At 64.3% G+C, this 19,217-nt stretch carries 13 protein-coding genes and 1 pseudogene; 7 read left to right on the plus strand and 7 right to left on the minus strand.

The features are described 5' to 3' along the window. Position 1: 1 nt before the first annotated feature. The 3 genes from ABID26_RS28550 (at position 2) to ABID26_RS28560 (ending at position 3,991) form a co-directional block, all read left to right on the plus strand. The gene (locus ABID26_RS28550) at positions 2–1,438 is read left to right on the plus strand and encodes a glutamine synthetase family protein (protein ID WP_292302963.1); all 1,437 of its coding nucleotides are present in this window, start codon (positions 2–4) and stop codon (positions 1,436–1,438) included. A gap of 106 nt (positions 1,439–1,544) precedes the next feature. Beyond that, positions 1,545–2,831 carry an NAD(P)/FAD-dependent oxidoreductase gene (locus ABID26_RS28555; RefSeq protein WP_292372011.1) on the plus strand — a complete coding sequence of 429 codons (1,287 nt, stop codon included), beginning with the start codon at positions 1,545–1,547 and terminating at the stop codon, positions 2,829–2,831. 260 nt (positions 2,832–3,091) lie between these two features. Further along, entirely contained in the window at positions 3,092–3,991 is a 900-nt protein-coding gene (locus ABID26_RS28560; RefSeq protein WP_292372013.1) for an SH3 domain-containing protein, read from the plus strand. Between the two features lie 175 nt (positions 3,992–4,166). On the opposite strand, the gene ABID26_RS28565 is transcribed toward ABID26_RS28560, so the two are convergent. Continuing rightward, entirely contained in the window at positions 4,167–4,913 is a 747-nt protein-coding gene (locus ABID26_RS28565) for an SDR family oxidoreductase (RefSeq protein ID WP_292372230.1), read from the minus strand. 456 nt (positions 4,914–5,369) lie between these two features. Between ABID26_RS28565 and zwf the strand changes: the two genes are divergently transcribed. The 3 genes from zwf (at position 5,370) to edd (ending at position 9,425) form a co-directional block, all read left to right on the plus strand. Next, positions 5,370–6,839 carry a glucose-6-phosphate dehydrogenase gene (zwf, locus tag ABID26_RS28570; RefSeq protein ID WP_126101979.1) on the plus strand — a complete coding sequence of 490 codons (1,470 nt, stop codon included), beginning with the start codon at positions 5,370–5,372 and terminating at the stop codon, positions 6,837–6,839. Beyond that, positions 6,821–7,537, plus strand: coding sequence for a 6-phosphogluconolactonase (pgl, locus tag ABID26_RS28575; protein WP_292372016.1), 717 nt, complete (start codon positions 6,821–6,823; stop codon positions 7,535–7,537). The genes zwf and pgl overlap by 19 nt, the downstream gene beginning before the upstream one ends. A gap of 64 nt (positions 7,538–7,601) precedes the next feature. Next, positions 7,602–9,425, plus strand: a complete 1,824-nt coding sequence (gene edd, locus ABID26_RS28580) for a phosphogluconate dehydratase (protein ID WP_126101981.1) — start codon at positions 7,602–7,604, stop codon at positions 9,423–9,425. Between the two features lie 240 nt (positions 9,426–9,665). On the opposite strand, the gene ABID26_RS28585 is transcribed toward edd, so the two are convergent. The 6 genes and pseudogenes from ABID26_RS28585 to ABID26_RS28610 all read right to left on the minus strand — a co-directional run bounded on the left by ABID26_RS28585 (position 9,666) and on the right by ABID26_RS28610 (position 17,721). Next, positions 9,666–10,229 carry a GMC oxidoreductase gene (locus ABID26_RS28585; protein WP_292372232.1) on the minus strand — a complete coding sequence of 188 codons (564 nt, stop codon included), beginning with the start codon at positions 10,227–10,229 and terminating at the stop codon, positions 9,666–9,668. A 156-nt stretch (positions 10,230–10,385) separates the two neighbouring features. Then, positions 10,386–11,252 (minus strand): annotated as a pseudogene (locus ABID26_RS28590) (GMC family oxidoreductase); the annotation flags it as partial. Positions 11,253–11,551: 299 nt separating this feature from the next. Beyond that, positions 11,552–13,207: a vWA domain-containing protein gene (locus tag ABID26_RS28595; RefSeq protein WP_292372018.1), complete on the minus strand. Its 1,656-nt coding sequence runs from the start codon at positions 13,205–13,207 to the stop codon at positions 11,552–11,554. Between the two features lie 89 nt (positions 13,208–13,296). Further along, complete coding sequence (locus tag ABID26_RS28600) at positions 13,297–14,259, minus strand: GlxA family transcriptional regulator (RefSeq protein ID WP_126101984.1); 963 nt, start codon at positions 14,257–14,259, stop codon at positions 13,297–13,299. Between the two features lie 52 nt (positions 14,260–14,311). Continuing rightward, entirely contained in the window at positions 14,312–15,211 is a 900-nt protein-coding gene (gene folD, locus ABID26_RS28605; protein ID WP_292372020.1) for a bifunctional methylenetetrahydrofolate dehydrogenase/methenyltetrahydrofolate cyclohydrolase FolD, read from the minus strand. 200 nt (positions 15,212–15,411) lie between these two features. Further along, complete coding sequence (locus ABID26_RS28610) at positions 15,412–17,721, minus strand: GumC family protein (protein ID WP_292372021.1); 2,310 nt, start codon at positions 17,719–17,721, stop codon at positions 15,412–15,414. Positions 17,722–17,920: 199 nt separating this feature from the next. Between ABID26_RS28610 and ABID26_RS28615 the strand changes: the two genes are divergently transcribed. Continuing rightward, positions 17,921–19,216 (plus strand): lipopolysaccharide biosynthesis protein, encoded by a 1,296-nt coding sequence (locus ABID26_RS28615; RefSeq protein ID WP_292372023.1) that lies wholly within the window; start codon positions 17,921–17,923, stop codon positions 19,214–19,216. Position 19,217 lies beyond the last annotated feature (1 nt).

The raw sequence follows: 19,217 nt of genomic DNA on the forward strand, positions 1-19,217 counted from the left end.
AATGATGCCGCCTGAGAAAAAGGAAGTCCGTCCGTCAAACCGGGGGGGACGCGCCCGCACGCCTGCCTTCCTGAAAAACGAACGCGGTGTGAAGAACTGGAAGGAAGCCAGCGCCTGGCTGGAATGGCGCGGCATCGAGGACATCGAATGCATCACCCCGGACCAGGCCGGCGTCGCCCGCGGCAAGATGATGCCGTCGAAGAAATTCACCTCCAACACATCGCTGGCGCTGCCTTCGGCGGTGTTCATGACGACGATCTCCGGCGGCTATCCGGAAGACGGCAACGGCTTCCACTATCCGGAGGATGACGGCGACCTGAAGCTTTTGCCCGATCTCTCGACGCTGACCGTCGTACCCTGGGAAGAAGACCCGACGGCGGCAGTGATCTGCGATCTCGTCCACCAGGACGGCCGCTCCGTCGAATTCACGCCGCGCAATGTGCTGAAGCGCGTGCTAGCCGCCTATGACGAGCGCGGCCTGAAGCCGGTCGTGGCGCCCGAGATCGAATTCTACCTGGTGCGCAAGAACCCCGATCCGGACTATCCGCTGACGCCGCCCGTCGGGCGCTCGGGGCGGCCGATCGGCGGCGGCGCCGGCTATTCGATCGCCGGCGTCAACGAGTTCGACGAGCTGATCGACGACATCTACCATTTCTCCGAACGGCAGGGCCTGGAGATCGATACGCTGATCCACGAGGAAGGCGCCGGCCAGCTCGAAATCAACCTGCGCCACGGCAATCCGATCGAGCTCGCAGACCAGGTCTTCATGTTCAAGCGCACGATCCGCGAGGCGGCGCTGAAGCACGAAATCTACGCCACCTTCATGGCCAAGCCCATCCAGGGGCAGCCGGGTTCGGCCATGCACATCCACCAGTCGGTCCTCGACAAGAAGACCGGCAAGAACATTTTTTCGGCCGAGGACGGCTCCGAGACGGATGCGTTCTTCCATTTCATCGGCGGCATGCAGAAGCATGTGCCTAACGCGCTGGTGATGTTCGCGCCCTACGTCAATTCCTACCGCCGGCTGACGCAGGCGGCCTCGGCGCCGGTCAACACCAAATGGGGTTACGACAACCGCACGACGGCCTTCCGCGTGCCGCGATCCGACCCCGCGGCGCGGCGCGTCGAAAACCGCATTCCATCGTCCGATGCCAACCCCTACCTGGCGCTCGCCGCTTCGCTCGCCTGCGGGCTGATCGGCATCACGAAAAAGGAAAAGGCTTCGGCCCCGGTGCTCACCACCGCCAACGAGGACGAGATCGATCTGCCGCGCAACCTGCTCGAGGCCGTCGACCTGTTCGAGGGCGACAAGGAGCTCGGCGCCATACTCGGCAAATCCTTCGCCGCCACCTATGCGGCGATCAAGCGCGCCGAGTTCGAGACCTTCATGGAAGTGATCAGTCCGTGGGAGCGGGAGTATCTGTTGCTGAATGTGTGAGAGAGCGAATAGCGAATAGAAACAACACCAACTTCATTCCCTATTCGCTACTCCCTACTCGCTATTCGCGTTCCATTACTCAAAAAGCCTCCAGTTCCGGCGAATCATGCCCTACCAATCCCCCATTTCCCCCGGCCGGTCCTGGTATGAGGACACGGCTGGGCTACGCCGTGAGTATCCTGCTCTCGATGGCGACCGGACTTGCGACGTCGTCATCGTCGGCGGCGGCTTCACCGGCTTGTCGGCGGCGGCGCATCTCGCCAAGGCCGGCACAAATGTCGTGCTGATCGAGGCGCATCGCTTCGGCGACGGCGCGTCGGGGCGCAATGGCGGCCAGCTCGGCACCGGCCAGCGCGCCTGGGCCGAGGAACTGGAGGCCGAATACGGTTTCTCGCGCGCCAAGTCGCTGTTCGATCTGGCGGAAGAGGCCAAGACGCACCTCCTCGACTTCGCCGCCGCCAACGCAATCGAGATCGACTACATGCCGGGCCAATTGTCGGTGGCGCACAAGCGGCGCTATGTCGACGACTACAAGGCCCATGCCGAGATCATGGCGAGCCGCTTCGGCTATCCGCACGTCTCTTTCATGGATGCCAACGAGACCGCGGAACGGCTGGGCTCGACGCGTTATTTCGGCGGCACGCGTGATACCGGGACCGGACATATCCACCCGCTGAAGCTGGTGATCGGCACGGCGAAAGTGGCTGCCGCGGCCGGCGCGCATCTGTTCGAGCGCATGCCTTCGACCGGCATTGCCGCGAGCGGCGGCAAGGTGAGGGTGACCACTGCGAAAGGCACGATATCGGCCGAGAAATGCCTGATCGCGGTCAATGCCTATGGCGGCAATCTGGAGCCGGTGAGCGCGTCGCACATCATGCCGATCGGCTCCTTCATCGGCGCGACCGTGCCGCTCGGCGCCGAATCCAAAGTGCTGCCGGGGGGCGAGTCAGTGGACGATTCCCGCTTCGTCGTGCGCTACTTCCGTAGGTCGAAGGATGGGCGGCTGCTTTTCGGCGGCCGCGAGGTCTATGCCGTCAACGATCCGAAGGACATCCATATCCACATCCGGCGGCAGATCGCCGAGCTCTATCCGGCGCTGAAGGACGTCGAGATCACGCATGGCTGGGGCGGGTATGTCGGCATCACCGTGCCGAGGAAGCCTTTCGTGCGCGAGGTCATGCCGAACGTGATCTCGATGGGCGGTTACTCCGGCCACGGGGTCACGCTGTCCAACTTCTTCGGCAAGCTCTATGCCGAGACGGTCGCCGGCAACCGCGACCGGTTGAAACTGATCGAGGATCTGAAGATTCCCGCTTTCCCCGGCGGCCGACGTTTTCGCGCGCCGCTGCTGTTTCTGGCACTCAACTGGTTCGCTTTGCGCGACAGGATCTGAGGCCGGACATCTCGAGGAAGCTGTTGATTCGACAAGTCTGCTTCCCCAACGGCATGTTGCAGAATCCTTAACGAACGCGCAGAATTTCGCAAAAAGGCGCAGTGATGCCATAATCAGCGGCAAAAGATGCCGGTTCTGGGCGATAAAACGGGGATTTGCGCGGGCCTGCCCGCTGGAATTTTGGGACCGATGCCGATCAGCCGCGAACTTTTTGCGGCAGGATCGAAAGAACGTCGGCCCGCTTTTTGGAGGTGGTCTAAGTGAACGAGCCCTTCAGTTTCGGTGCGCCGGAACGACGGCGCTTTGCAGTACAGTTCGGCTATGACATGCGGCCGTCTTTCTGGCAGGGCCTGCAGTCGAACGCGCATCTGGTGATCGCGGCCATCGGCACCGCGGCGCTGCTTGGCGTGGCCGCAGTGGCGCTTTGGCTGGCCCTGCCGGCCAATGAACGGCAGGCGATCGCAAGCGCGGAGCAGACCGTGCCCGCGATCCCGGTCAAGACGAAGAAGATCGAACCGGCCGTTGCGAGCGCAGCTGTCTCCGTCGCCGCGCCGCAGGTCGCGCGCAAGGCCGACGCGGTTTCGCCCGTCACTGCCGTGCGCGAAGCCGCCATCCCGGCGCTGGCATCCAACAGCCCGCGCTGGACCGGCGCGGATGCGGCGACCGCGTCCGCCGCGGCTAAGGCTCCGCCGGCCTCATCCGTTCAGGCCGCGGAGAAGCCGGCAACGCAGAACGACAAGCCAGCCGTCGCCGCATTCGCCGAATCCGCATCGGAGAACGATGCTTCGGCCGCCTTGTCGAAGGTTGCGGCGCCTGCGCCGGCCGACCAATCGGCAGACGCGAAAAAACCGGATGCCAAGATGGACGGCGCCCAGACCGCCGCCATACCGGACGCAAAGCCGCAGGCTCCAGAGACTCAGCCAGCGGCAACCGACACGGCCCAGGACAAGCCGAAGCCCCAGAACGCTGGCGCCGGCGCCAATGGACGCATCCTGCGGGCAGTCACCATGCGGAGCGGCCCGAAGAAAGGCGCATCCGCAATCATCACGGTGCCGGCCAAGGCATCGGTGCAGGTAATGAGCTGCAAGAAATGGTGCGAGATCGTCTATAACGGCAAGCACGGCTGGGTTTGGAAGACCTACCTAAAGACCGGCACCTGATCCGTTTCCTCGGCTGGAGTCGGCCGTAAAGCGCTAAAGCAGGTCGCGTGAAAAAGGATTCACGCGACCTGCTTTAGGTTCTTAATTTTAAGCATGTCTTCGTCCCGAAACCGGGCCCACTTTCGGGAGACATGCTTTGAGAGCCGCCAAAACCGCTTCGCGCTGGAGCGGCCGCTCAGATGCAGCGCCCGCCATCGACCTCCAGCGCCACGCCGGTAATAAAGGCCGCCTCGTCCGACGCCAGCCAGAGCGCCGCGTTGGCGATATCGAGCGGCGTCGAGAGCCGGCCGAGCGGGATCGAGGCGCGGAATTTTTCGCGGATCTCCGGCGTGTCGGCGCCCATGAACTTCTCCAGCATGCCGGTTTCGCCGGCGACCGGGCAGAGGCAATTGACGCGGATGTTCTTCGGCGCGAGCTCGACCGCCATCGACTTGGTGGCGGTGATCGCCCAGCCCTTGGAGGCATTGTACCAGGTGAGGCCCGGCCTCGGGCGAAGCCCCGCCGTCGAGGCCGTGGTCAGGATGACGCCGCCGCCCTGCCGATCCATGATCGGCACCACGGCAAGGGCGGCATGATAGATCGCCTTCATGTTGATGGCAGTGATCAGATCGAAGGTTTCCTCGTCGACCCCGAGCAGGTCGCCGTTGCGGTGTGTGTAGCCGGCATTGTTGACCATGATGTCGACGCGGCCGAAGGCGTTCTTGGCGGCATAGACCATCTCGTCGAATTCGGAGCGCAGCGAGACGTCGGTCTGGGTCCAGATCGCGCTGTCGCCGATTTCTTGCGCGACGCGCTCGGCGCCCTTGGCGTTGAGGTCGGCGACGACGACGCGCGCGCCCTCTTCGGCGAAGCGCTTCGCCATGCCCTCGCCGAAACCCGACGCCGCGCCCGTGATGATGGCAACCTTGTTTTCCAGACGCATGGTTTTCCCGCACATTCTAGTTCATCCGCACCCGGAGCTGGCCATGGCGCGATGTCGCGCTCATGATTTCTCCCTTAAAGCGCGCCGCGTCGAAACCTATTCAGGCGACGCGCTTTCAGTCGTTGTTTTGATGCATGTCGTTCTCCAAAACCGCTGCGCACTTTTGGGCGACATGCATCCTTGTTTTGATGCATGTCGTTCTCCAAAACCGCTGCGCACTTTTAGGCGACATGCATTGGCTTTCGTCACATTCACGTTCTATGTTGCAGCTGCGAACGCTGCCGGAAGACATCGCTTGCCGACAAGCCTTCCGGTAGCGCCAGTATCAGGGGCACGTCTAGACCCAATCAATCCCCCGCGATTGGCCCTTGATGCGACACCAAGGCACTGGACGATTTAAATCGATTAGAATATATCAGCCCCGCTACCGGCGAGCGGCATCAAACCGGACTGACCATGACCAGCCAGATCATCCCCGTCGACCCCTTCGACTTCATCATCTTCGGCGGCACCGGCGACCTGTCGGAACGCAAGCTCCTGCCCTCGCTCTACTATCGCCAGTGCGGTCACCAGTTCTCCGAGCCGACGCGCATCATCGGCACGTCGCGCGCGAAGATGACCGATGCCGAATTCCAGGCCTTCGCCAAGAAGGCGATATCCCAGCATGTGAAGCCGGCCGATGTCGATACCAAGGAGCTGGAGAGTTTCCTGGCCAGGCTTTCCTATGTCTCGGCCGACGCGACCACGGGCGCCGGTTTCGACAAACTCAAGAAGGCGATCGGCGACAGCGACCGCATCCGCGCCTTCTACCTCGCGGTGGCGCCGGCGCTGTTCGGCGACATCTCGCACCAGCTCAAAGAGCACAAGCTGATCACGCCGAACTCGCGCATCGTGCTGGAGAAGCCGATCGGGCGGGATCTCACCTCGGCGCGCGCGCTCAACGACGCGGTGGGCGACGATTTCCACGAAAGCCAGATCTTCCGCATCGATCACTATCTCGGCAAGGAAACGGTGCAGAACCTGATGGCGCTGCGCTTTGCCAATGCGCTCTACGAGCCGCTGTGGAACTCGGCTCATATCGATCATGTGCAGATCACGGTAGCCGAGACCGTGGGTCTCGAGGACCGCGTCACCTACTACGACAAGGCAGGCGCGCTGCGCGACATGGTGCAGAACCACATCCTGCAACTGCTTTGCCTGGTTGCCATGGAAACGCCGTCGTCGATGGATGCGGATGCCGTGCGCGACGAGAAGCTGAAGGTGCTGAGGGCATTGAAGCGCATCAACGGCAACGAGGCGCCCAAGCACACCGTGCGCGGCCAGTATCGCGCCGGCGCCTCGGCCGGCGGAGCCGTCAAAGGCTATGTCGAGGAGTTGGGCAAGACCAGCGACACGGAGACCTTCGTCGCCATCAAGGCCGAGATCGGCAACTGGCGCTGGGCCGGTGTTCCCTTCTATCTGAGGACCGGCAAGCGGCTGGCGACACGCGTTTCGGAGATCGTCATCGAGTTCAAGCCGATCCCCTATTCGATCTTCGGCGAAAGCGCCGGACCGATCTTCGCCAACCAGCTCGTCATCCGCCTGCAGCCGGACGAGGGCGTCAAGCAGTTCATCATGATCAAGGACCCGGGGCCGGGCGGCATGCGCCTGCGCCAAATCTCGCTCGACATGAGCTTCGCGCAGTCGTTCCAAGGCCGGGCGCCGGACGCCTATGAACGGCTGATCATGGATGTGGTGCGCGGCAACCAGACGCTGTTCATGCGCCGGGACGAGGTCGAGGCGGCCTGGAAATGGATCGACCCGATCCAGAATGCCTGGGAAAGCGCAAGGCAGGAAGCGCAGGGCTATACGGCGGGCACCTGGGGGCCCTCGGCCTCCATCGCGCTCATCGAACGTGACGGACGGACATGGCACGAGAGCAATTGAGCGGGGCCGCCTACGCCTGGAACGGCTTTGCCGACCGCCAGCAGCTGGCGGCAGCCCTTGCCGGCAACGTCGCTGCCCGCTTGACCAAGGCGATCGCCGAGCGCGGCACGGCGCTGCTCGCTGTATCCGGCGGCACGACGCCGGCAAAATTCTTCGCCGCGCTGTCCTCGATACCGATCGCCTGGGACAAGGTCACGGTGACGCTGGTCGACGAGCGTTTCGTGCCCCCCACCTCGCCGCGCTCGAATGCCGGGCTAGTGGCGGCCAAGCTGCTCCAGAGCAAGGCGGCGGCAGCGCGCTTCGTGCCGCTCTACCATGAAGCGGCCAGCATCGAGGCCGCGGCGGCTTCGGACAGCGAGGCCTTGCAGTCCTTGGCATGGCCGCTCGACGTCGTCGTTCTCGGCATGGGCGCCGACGGCCACACTGCCTCCTTCTTTCCCGATGCCGGCAATCTCGCTGAATTGCTCGACCCGTCCTCACAGCGGATCGTGGTCCCGGTGCACGCGCCGAGCGCCGGCGAGCCGAGGCTGACGCTGTCGATGGCGCGGATCGTTGCCGCCGGTTTCATCGCGCTCCACATCGAAGGCGAGGACAAGCGCACCGCCTTCGACGGCGCGATGGGAGCGGGCGTGAAGAAGCCCATCCGCGAAGTGCTCGAGGCCGCGCCGATACCGGTAGAGGTGTTCTGGGCACCCTGATTTCACCAAGGAACAGCTCCGGAGGCTGTGGGAGGACGTTTTCCGGGGCTCGAAAGGACCGACCATGACAGCCAGACGCGACATCGAAGCCATCACGGAACGCATCCGCCAACGCTCGAAAGCCGGCCGCGAAGCCTATCTCGGCCGCATCGCGGAGGCATCCGGCCGCGCCGCCAACCGCGCGGTGCTCTCCTGCGGCAACCTCGCGCACGGCTTTGCCGTCTGCAGCCCGTCGGAGAAGGTCGCGCTCGGCGGCGACCGCGTGCCGAACCTCGGCATCATCACCTCCTACAACGACATGCTGTCGGCGCATCAGCCGTTCGAGACGTTTCCGGCGCTGATCAAGGAAGCCGCGCGCGAGGCCGGCGGCATCGCCCAGGTCGCCGGCGGCGTGCCGGCGATGTGCGACGGCGTCACCCAGGGCCAGCCGGGCATGGAACTGTCGCTGTTTTCACGCGACGTGATCGCCATGGCGGCCGCGATCGGCCTCTCGCACAACATGTTCGACGCCGCCGTCTTCCTCGGCGTCTGCGACAAGATCGTGCCGGGGCTGGTGATCGCGGCGCTGACCTTCGGCCACCTACCGGCCGTCTTCATCCCGGCCGGACCGATGACGTCGGGCCTCCCGAACGACGAGAAGGCCAAGGTCCGCCAGCTCTATGCCGAGGGCAAGGCAGGCCGCGCCGAACTGCTGGCGGCGGAATCCAAATCCTACCACGGGCCGGGCACCTGCACCTTCTACGGCACCGCCAATTCCAACCAGATGCTGATGGAGATAATGGGCCTGCACACGCCCGGCGCCTCCTTCGTCAATCCAGGCACGCCGCTGCGCGACGCGCTGACCAGGGAAGCGGCGAAGCGCGCGCTGGCGATCACCGCGCTCGGCAACGCCTACACGCCGATCGGGCGCATGATCGACGAGCGCTCGATCGTCAACGGCGTGGTCGGGCTGCACGCCACCGGCGGCTCGACCAACCACACCATCCACCTGATCGCGATGGCCGCGGCGGCCGGCATCGCGCTCACCTGGCAGGATATTTCCGACCTCTCGGAAGCCGTGCCGCTGCTGGCCCGCGTCTATCCGAACGGGCTCGCCGACGTGAACCATTTCCACGCCGCGGGCGGGCTCGGCTTCCTGATCCGCGAGCTGCTTGACGAGGGCATCCTGCATGAGGACGTGCAGACGGTGTGGGGCGAAGGCTTGCGGCCCTATGCGGTCGAGGCGAAGCTCGGCGCCGACGGCAGCGTCTTGCGTGAAGCGGCGCCGCTGGAGAGCGGCGACGAGAAGGTGCTGGCGCCGTTCGCGAAGGCGTTCCAGCCGACCGGCGGCCTGAAGGTGCTTGCCGGCAATCTCGGCCATGCCGTGATCAAGACCTCGGCCGTCAAGCCCGAGCGGCGCGTCATCGAGGCGCCGGCAAAGGTGTTCGACAGCCAGCAGGGGCTGAACGATGCCTTCAAGGCCGGCACGCTCACCGGCGACTTCGTCGCCGTCATCCGCTTCCAGGGGCCGAAGGCCAACGGCATGCCGGAACTGCACAAGCTGACCACCGTGCTCGGCATCCTGCAGGACCGCGGCCAGCGCGTCGCGCTGGTGACGGACGGGCGCATGTCCGGCGCCTCCGGCAAGGTGCCGGCGGCGATCCATGTGACGCCGGAAGCGGTCGAGGACGGGCCGATCGCCAGGATCCATGACGGCGACATCATCCGCCTCGACGCCGATGCCGGCACGCTGGAAGTGCTGGTGCCCGGGACGGAATTCGCGCTGCGCCGGACAGCCGATGCCGATCTCATCGGCAACGAGTTCGGCTTCGGCCGCGAGCTGTTCGCCGGCTTCCGGCAGTTGGTCGGACGCGCTGACCACGGCGCCGCAGCGTTCGCAAACACCTGATTTCTTCCCCAATGTGCCTTACAAAAAAGGCGGCTCCGAGCCGCCCTTTTTCTGCCTAGTGGTGAAAATCTGACGCTTGATACCCGACGACACGACCGCAACGGGTGGTTTCTTGTCGTACGTCCGATTAACCAGACAACCAACCAGCGCCAGAAGCGGCTATTGCTCCGTGGGCCAAGCATGTCGCTTCCGTTTGGTAGTATTTGGCAACAAAGTAGCGCGTTCGCTCACGATCGCGGCTTATATACGTCTCGACCTCAGTATATCGGCACCTTTTTCAGCTATCATGACGACGGGCGCATTAGTGTTGCCGCTCACCATTGACGGCATCACTGACGCATCGCAGACGCTGAGCCCCTCTAATCCGTTCACGCGCCGGTCGGGCCCGACAACGGCGCGCTCATCGATTCCCATCCGGCAAGTGCTGGTTGGGTGCCAAGTGGTTGACGCGTTCTGACGGACAAAGGTGGCGATCCCTTTCGGATCATCGGTGTCAGGCGTTGCGTTGCCCCGCCGGATATCGTTGAACGGCGCTGCGTTCAGGATTTCGCGGTCTTTGCGGACCAGTTCGATTGACAGGCGCAGGTCGTTCGGATCAGAGAAGTAATTTGGGTCGATAATCGGCGGGTCGAGCGGGCTGCCAGAGGCAAGCGTCACACTACCGAGGCTGCCTGGTTTGCAGACGTAGCCGCCTACGCCAAACCTTCGTCGATCAGGTACGCCATCTGTGCGGCAAAATTCGGAGATCCCCGGATAGAAGAAGGTCTGCAGAGATGGGTAAGCCTCGCCGGGGTCAACCGACATAAAAGCGCCCACATCAAGATAATGGGTTGCCAGCAGGCCACCCCCGGTTTCCTCAAACTCGGTCACGGCATCATCGAACTTCAATGGAACCTGGCCGTAGACGGCATCCGGGTCCTTGACCCAGCCGCTTATGGTGCCCGGGCTGATGTGATCTTGGAGGTATTGTCCAACACCCGGCAGGTCTGCGACGACCTCCACATCTTTCGCCTTTAGATGGTCGGCGGGTCCTAAACCTGAGAGCATCAAAAGATGTGGAGAACCTATCGCGCCGGCCGCCAGGATGACTTCGCCGTCGGTGGAAGCGACCTCGAGGCGGCGGCCGTCAGCGAAGTATTCGACGCCTCGAGCACGGCCTTTCTCGACGATGACGCGGGTGACGAGCGCCTGCTTTATGATGGTCAGGTTGGGACGAGAACGCGCTGGATCGAGATAAGCCGAAGCCGTACTGCAGCGTCGTCCGTTTCTCAACGTCGCCTGATAGTAGCCACAACCAGCCTGAACCGCGCCGTTGAAGTCGGGATTGAACCGATGGCCGACGGAGACCGCAGCCTCGATGAACTTCTCGCAGAGCGGGTGCCGATGCGGGTTGGTCTCGACACTGAGCGGACCGTCTGTCCCGTGGTACATGTCGTCAATCGCGGCGTTGGCTTCTGCACGTATGAAATAGGGCAGGACGTCATCGTAGGACCAGCCGTGGTTGCCGAACTGGGCCTACTGGTCGTAGTCACCCGAGTTGCCGCGGATGTAGACCATGTAGTTGAGGATGCTTGAGCCGCCTACAACGCGACCTCTTGGATAGGCGATGCGCCTGTCGAACAGTTCACGCTGATGCGTAGTGGAAAAGGCCCAATCGGCCCTGGAGTTCTGCATCCACGAAGCGGCTCCCGGAATGTGAGCGAGCCTGGGGTCTGGTTCGCCGCCCGCCTCGATCAACAGGACCGTGCGATCTGAATCTTCGGTTAGTCGGTTGGCCAACACGCAGCCGGCTGATCCGGCGCCGACAATGATGTAATCGAACGACATCAGGACCACCCTTGGGCCGACGTGGCACGGCCCATGCGAACTCTAGCCCCCCGGCGCCGCATAAGCGAGCGCTAATATTCCAGCGAAGGGTGAAAGGGAGTTCGCGGCCTTTACTGCCTTGCTCATTCGGTTAGTGATGACCGCCAGGCCCATGCGCTGCCGTAGGCGCGAGCGGGGCGAACGTCCGAGTTGGGTCACGACCCTCCCTTGACCCGCCTTCAGGGAAGGTCTGCAAGGGGTTGTTTCCCGCCATTCCCTGTGGGTATCAAGCGTTAGGTTTTTACCACTAGCTACAGCGCCTATTGCACCGTGATCTCGGTCCGCTCGCCGGCCTTGATCGTCACCGGCATTTCCTTGTCCTGACCTTGGTCGGACATGTGGCGCACGACGACATAGTCGCCGGCGGGAATCGTCTGCTGCCAGCTATCGCCATAGCTCAAGCCCAGCGACTTGCGCTTGCCTTCGATGTCCTTCTTCGATGAGAACACCTCGATCGAATAGGCGCCGGGCGCCGACATCGCCAGCACGCCGGCGTCGAGCGCCACCTTCACGTCCTGATTGTCGCCCGCCTTGATGCTGAAGGGCTGCTCGACGACGGCGAGATCGAGCGTGGTGATGGCGACATAATCGTCCGGCGGCAGCCAGAACTTGCTGTCGGGACCGTAGGAGTGCTCGACGCTCTCGCGCGAGCCGTCGATCTGCTTCTTGGCCTTGACGATCTCGAAGCCGATGCCGGAATTGTCGGCCTGGTCGCCGCCGGCGGTGTAGTAGGCGTTGAGCACCGCATGACCGACGCCGACAACGACATCCTTCTCGACGGTCTGTCCGGCGGCAAGCTGGACGGTCTCCGTTGCGGTGCCCGCGCCGATCTGCACTGTCACCTTCTGCTCGCCCGCAGGCACGGTGGCCTTGGCGTCGCCATAGTGGGTGGTGTTGCCACCCGGATAGTTGAAGTCGACGCGCGCCTCGCCGCTGATCTCCGAGCCCTGGCTCGCATGCGGGTGGATGACCAGGGTGCCGGCGTTCAGCGTGAACAGCGGGCTGTAGGTCTGTCCGGCCTCGACTTTGATCTTCTGCTCGCTCCTTGCCTCGTCGTCACGCCCGACGACGACATAGTCGCCCGGCTCGAGGTTGGTTTTCAGCTCGCCATACTCGGTCATGACCTGATCGCCGCGCGTGCCGTCGGCCGCGGCTTTATAGATCTCCCAGGCATTGCCGTCGGTGATCGGATCGCCGCCCTCGGCCATGACCACGCTCGGCATGAAATTGAATTCAGGCTTGGCCGGTTCGGGCGCCGGCGCGGGGGCTGGAGCGGGCTCAGGCGCGGGAGCCGGCGCCGCCACGATCTCCACCAGCGCTTGCTGCAGCGCCTTCTCGTCCGACGCCTGGATGTATTTGCCGCCGGTATTTTCGGCGAGACAGGCGATCTGCCTGCCTTCGTCGGCGGTCAGGCCGAAGCCGACCACGTCGGCGGTGAAGTCGATGCCGGTTTCCTTCAGCTCCTTGCCGAGCGCGCACGGATCGCCGCCGCAGGTCTCGAGCCCGTCGGTGATGAGGACGACGGTGGCCTTGTCCTCGGTGTATTTGAGCGCGTCCGCCGCCTGCTTGACCGCGGCCGTCAGCGGCGTCTTGCCGAGGAATTTCATGCTGTCGGCGGCGGCCGAAATCGCGCTTGCCGAACCCGCCTGCGGCGGCACGATCAGCTCGATGTCCTCGCAGCTGCCCTTCTGGCGATGGCCATAGGCCATGAAGCCGATCTCGTCGTCGGCCGGCACCGACTGCAGCACCGTGCGCAGCGATTCGCGCGCGATCTCCAGCTTCGGCTTGCCGTCGATCTGGGCCCACATGGAGCCCGATGCATCGAGAATGATGATGACCTTGTTGGCGGCAAAGCCAAACGTGGTCGTCAACAAAAGGAGGATCGCCGCAGTGACGCTCCGTGCCAGTCCCGCCATGAAAATCTCCTGAGTGAGCCCCCGTGTCCGCGCCGGGAAAGCTATTTGAGGCGGCCTTTGGAGACAAGCCCGACGGCCAGCAAAGTCGCTCAGTAGGTGGTGCGGCGCTCTTCCGACGGCGGACGGCCGAACTGCAGCCGGTAGCTCTGCGCGAAATAGGAGTGCGAGGTGAAGCCGGTGGCGATCGCTACGTCGAGGATCGGCATGTTGGTCTGGCGCAGCAATTCGCGCGCCCGCTCCAATCTCAGCCGCATATAGTAGCGGCCGGGCGTGACATTGAGGTGGCGCAGGAACAGCCGCTCGACCTGGCGCACCGACAGGCCCGCCGACTTGGCAAGCTGCACCGCCGACAGCGGCTCATCGAGATGGTCGGCCATCAGCTCGACGATGCGTCTCAGCTTCTCCGACTTGCCGGTGAGATCGCGCTCGGGACCGACACGCTGGCGGTCGCCGGCCGAGCGGATGCGCTCATGCTGGAACTGGTTGGCGACGCCATTGGCAAGGTTGGAGCCGAAATCGCCGCGCACGATCTCCAGCATCAGGTCGATCGAGGTGGTGCCGCCGGCGCAGGTGTAGCGCTTGCGGTCGATCTCGAAGACATTGCCGGTGCAGGTGATGTCGGGGAAGCGCTCCATGAAGCCGGCGCGGTTTTCCCAATGGATGGTGCAGCGGTAGCCGTCGAGTTGTCCGGCCTCGGCGAGCAGGTAGGAGCCGACCGACAGCGCACCGAGCGCATTGCCGCGCCGGCCCCAGCTGCGCAGCGCCGCCAACACCTTGCTCTTGCCGGGGAATTCTGTGGTGAGCCCGACCGAGACGAACAGGATGTCGACCGGCGGCATATCGGCGACGGAATAGTCGATCTTGAGCGGCAGGCCGTTGGAGGCCATGACCGCGTCGCCATCCGCCGAAATCGTCGTCCAGCCGTAAAAGTCGCGACCAAGCAACCGGTTCGCCGAACGGAAACAGTCGATCGCCGCGGCAAGCGAGAACATCGAGAACTTGTCGACCAGGAGGAAGCCGAACTGCCGCCCCCCTTGAACGGGATCGTTCATGACCGGCCGTTCAACGGAGGCAGATAGGTTCGGCAACGCTAAGGCTTTCTGATCAGAAGGACGGGCGCTTCAATCCGGCCGCGAGGTAGGCGGAAGCTACAGTGTTGGCCATCAGCATGGCAATGGTCATCGGCCCGACGCCGCCGGGCACGGGCGTGATGGCGCCGGCGGCCTTGGCCGCTTCGGCATAGGCGACGTCGCCGACCAGCCGCGACCTGCCTTCGCCCTTTTCCGGAGCGGGAATGCGGTTGATGCCGACATCGACGACAGTGGCGCCGGGCTTCACCCAATCACCCTTGACCATTTCCGGGCGGCCGACGGCGGCGACCAGGATGTCGGCGGTGCGGGCGAGCGCCGGCAGGTCTTTGGTGCGGCTATGCGCGACGGTGACCGTGCAGTTGGCGGCGAGCAGCAGGTTGGCCATCGGCTTGCCGACGATGTTGGAGCGGCCGACGACGACTGCGTTGAGGCCGGAAAGATCCTTGCCCCGCACGCGCTCGATCAAGAGCATCGAGCCGGCCGGCGTGCAGGGCACGAATGCCGTCTCCAACTCGCCGGTGCCAAGCTTGCCGACATTGATGAAGTGGAAGCCGTCGACATCCTTCTCCGGCGCGATCGTCTGGATGACCTTGCCGGCATCGATATGGCCAGGCAACGGCAGCTGCACGAGGATGCCGTGAACCGACAGATCGGCGTTCAGGTCGCCGATGGTCTTGAGCAGCTCCGCCTCGGTGGTCTCAGCCGGCAGCGTGTGCTGGAGGGAATGGAAGCCGCACTCCTTGGCCGTGCGCGACTTCGAGGCGACATAGACCTGGCTTGCCGGATCCTCGCCGACGATCACCACGGCCAGACCGGGCCGGGTCGCGCCCTTGGCCGACAGCTCTGATGTCAGCGCCTTGACCTTTTGAACCACGTCTTCGGCGACACTCTTTCCGTCGATCACTTCGGCCATCATTCACCTTCAACACTGTTCCACGGCCGCGCTTGCAAGCAGCCTGATCCTCAATCCAGCATCGCGATCCGCCAGGCGCCGAGCGCGAACGATCGAATGCCGCGCGGCATTTTCACGAAAATTCGACCACGCAATCCCGTCAAAACGTCGTCGGATGCCGTAAACCCGAAACCGGCCGCTTTTATCGGAGGCTGCGCCCTTTAGAAATAGCGACGGCGCGTGCGACTTTCGGTCAGGTCGCGCACCGCCTCGCGGAACTCGCGCAGGCTGGCGCGGAGCTCGTCGACCTGGCTCTGCTGGTCGTCTGGAGCCTGGCGCGCCTCGGCGACCGGCGGTTGCGGATGGGAAGGTGCCGCCGACGAGGCGTACGCGTCGTCGGATGGCCCCGCGGGTTGCGCGTAATCCGGACTATAGGTGCGGGTTTGCACAGACGGCGCCCCGAAGCCAAGGTTCGATGGCGGCGCGTTCCGGGCGCCAGCACGCGGGTCCAAGCCGGCATCAATCGGCTCATCCGACCTGCGCAGCATGAAGTTGCGCAGCGAAGCCAGCGATCCGAAGAAGCCCGGCCGGCCGGCCTCATTGGCAGGGACAGGCGATGATGTGAGCGGTGCAAACGGCGGGGGCGCTGGCGGCGGAGGGCTCGGCGGCGCCGCGCGATATGCCTTGTCCTCGAAAGCCGGGGCACGCTCTTCGGGTCTGCGGCGTGAGCGGATGTCCGCCGTCTCGCGCAGGCTGGCATAGACGCCGCGCAGCGCGCCGAGGCCGACACCGGCGAAGAAGCCGGCAAGCAGGCCGGCCAGCGCCTTGACGGCGCGCGACGGCCCCTTGGCCTCGAGCGGCGCATAGGCTTCCGAAATCAAGCTGATGTTGGCGGTGTTGATGTCCTTCTGTTCGCCGGTTTCCTTGGCGCGCAGCAGGAACTGCTCGTAGACCGAGCGCTTCGCGGCGGCCTCGCGCTCGAACTCGCGCAGCGAAACCAGGTCGTTGTTGACGTCGCCGCTCTGCACCTTGGCCTGCGCCAGACGCGAGGCAAGGTCCTGCTCGAGCTGCACGGAGCGCTTCAGCTCGACCTGCAGCGAGGACGCGATGCGCTGCAATTCGGCGCCGATGCGTTCGCGCGCGCCGGCAAGCTGGGCGTTGAGCGCCTGCAGCTCCGGATGCCGCGGCCCGAACTTGATGGCGGCACGATCGGCTTCCTGTTTCAGCGCCGCATATTGCGAGCGCAGCTCGCCCATCGTGTTGGAGTTGATCTCTTCCGGCAAGGTGCCGTTGAGAACCGAGTTGACGTTCAGCGCGCGCGCCGAGGCAGCGCGGGCGTTGAGCTCCAGCGTGCGGGCGCGGGCGACGGAGAGCTGCTCGTTGAGCTTCAGCATCTGGTCGTCGCTGATCAGATGACCCTGGGCGTCGACAAGGTCATGCGTGGCCCTGAAATCCTCGACCTTGCGCTCGGCAGCCTCGACGCCCTTGCGCAATTCGTCGAGCCTGGCCGTGAGCTCGTCATTCGCGCGGCCCGCCGTGTTGGACTGGAGTTCGCTGGATATCTGCTGGAAGGCAGTCCTCATGGTGTTGGCGATCAGGGCCGACTTGTCGGGGCTCTCGGTCGTCGCGGTGATCGAGACGACGAAGGTCTTGCCACCGCGCTCGACGTCGAGGCTCTCCGCAAGATTGCCGACCGCCAACGCACGCCGGCGCGCCTCGTCGGCGGGGCCTTGCGCATCCTGCCGTGACAGGATCGAGCGGAGCATCGACATCAGGCCGATGCCGCCCTTGCCCTGGCCGTTGAACTCGGGGTCGTTTGCGAGGTTGAGATCCGTGACGACCTTGTTGAGGACCGCGCCCGAGGTGAGGATGCGGGCCTGGTTCTCGACGATGGCGAGTGTGGCATCCGAGGCGATCACGTTCTGCGTCAGGTCGCGGTCGGTGAGCTTGAGGTCGCGCGGGTCGACGATGACCTCGGTGGTGGCTTCATATTTCTTCGGTGTCGACAGCGCGATGGCGATGCCGAGCGCCGCGCCCAGGATCGTCGTCGAGAGGATCAGAGCCTTGGAGCGGGTGATGCCGCGAACGACCTGCATCGGGTCGATCAGCGGTTTCCATTCCTGTGCGTCGGTGCCGGCCGACGGCCGGCTTGCGTAGCGAGGTTCCGCATAGCGCGGTTCGAACGTGGCCGGAGAGGAATTGTCCGGCGGACGGTTCTCTTCGCGCTGTCCGATCTGCGGATGGACTTCTCGCTCGGCCCAGCCGTCCTCGGCCCGGATCGTTTCCGAAATCGGATCGACCTGAGGTTGGCCGGGTTCGTCGGTGTTCGCGGGCTGCGGGCTCGACCGCCCTTCGCGCTCGAAGCGCGCGGCGCGGTGGCGCGCGGCGGCATCCTCGCGCCAAGACGGGTTGGCCTTGTCGCCGATGGAAACCAGCGATGCGTCCGGGCTGTCCTCGCCGCGCACGGCCCGGCCGAGCGCAAGCAAAGAGCGCTCGCGCTTCCAATCGTCACGGTTATCCCTGTCGACCATGTCCTGGAATTTACTCTCTGGCGGCTTGGAGCGGCGGTCGGCCAATCGTTAAGTCACGCTAAACAGGCATGGAAAATAAAAGGTTAATTTTGGAGCCCGGGAACCACAGTTTCTCGTCCTGATTGCAGCCTTTTCCCAAGCCGCGGGGGCACCGCCAGAACGGCACGTTAAGCTTTCCGGCCTATGCTTCGGCTAATCTATGACCCAGACCAGCGACATACCGCAAAGGCGGACGCTCGCGCGGATCGGCCATTTCGTGGCCGCACGCCGGAAGCTGGTTTTCGACTATTTTTCGGCGATCAGCGGCGCCGGCGGGCGGCTGGTGTTCTCGCTCGCCTATTTCGTGGCATTGGCCAACACTCTGTCGATCAGCGAATTCGGCATGTTCGCCACCGCCTCGGCGGCAGGCGTGATGCTGTCGCGCATCCTCGCCTTCGGCTTCATCTCGGCGCTCTATCGCACGGCGACGATCCGCCGAAATCTGATCGGCACTTTCACCGCCGGCTTCCTGCTGCTCGGTGTGGCCTCGCTGCCGGCGCTCGCCGCCGCTTCTTATGGCGTCTATCTGATCTTCTTCGCCGGCACGGTGCCGCTGTCGGTCTTCGCCGCGGTCGTCTTTGCCGAAGCGCTGCTGTGGCGACCGGTCGAGGTGGTGCTGATCGTCAACAACGGTCTTGGCAAGTTCGGCCGCGCGGCGGTGCTCACGATCCTGGCGACGGCGCTCAGGGCAGTCGGCGCGGTGCTGTTCATGCTCGCCGCGCAACGCACCATCGGCGTCTGGTCGTGGTTTTATATCGGCGCCAACGCCGCCTCGCTATTCGTCGCCTTCGTCTTCTTCTACCCGCGCCAGCGGCTCAGGCTGCGCACCGAGCTCTATTTCAGGCGCCTCGCCGATTCCCTCTATGTCGCGGGGGCCGAGGTGCTGTTCTATTTGCAGATGGAGTTCGACAAGCTTTTGGTGCTGTCGATCGGTGGACCGCACCTCGCCGGCATCTACGCCATCATCATGCGGCTGGTCGACCTCACCGCAATCCCGATCCGCACCTTCTCGATGATGCTGGTGCAGCGCATGATGCGCGCGCCCGAACTTCTGTCCCGGTTGGCGGTCAAGAGCGGCATCGAAGGCGGCGTGTTTCTGGTCTCGACGCTGGCGCTCCTGTCGCTCGGCATCGTGTTGCATTTCTTCCCCAATGCGCTCGGCAAGAATGTCGCCGAGGCAGCACCCCTGGTGGCGTTGGCGGTGTGCGTGCCCGGCTTGCGCAATCTCGTCGAATACCAGGCCGAGCTGCTGTTCGCGCGCGGCCAGACCGCGGTGCGGGCGATCAATCTCGGCCTGCTCGCCGGTTTCAAGGCGGTGCTGCTCACCTATGTGCTGACGACGATCCCCGACACGTCCAACCTGGTGTTGTCGCTCAACATCGTCTTCCTGCTGCTTTATCTCGCCTCGATGCTTTTGACCTACTCGGCGATGCGCAGGCCAGCCAAGGCAATCTGAT

The sequence above is a fragment of the Mesorhizobium shonense genome (assembly GCF_040545255.1).
Classification (GTDB): Bacteria; Pseudomonadota; Alphaproteobacteria; order Rhizobiales; family Rhizobiaceae; genus Mesorhizobium; species Mesorhizobium shonense.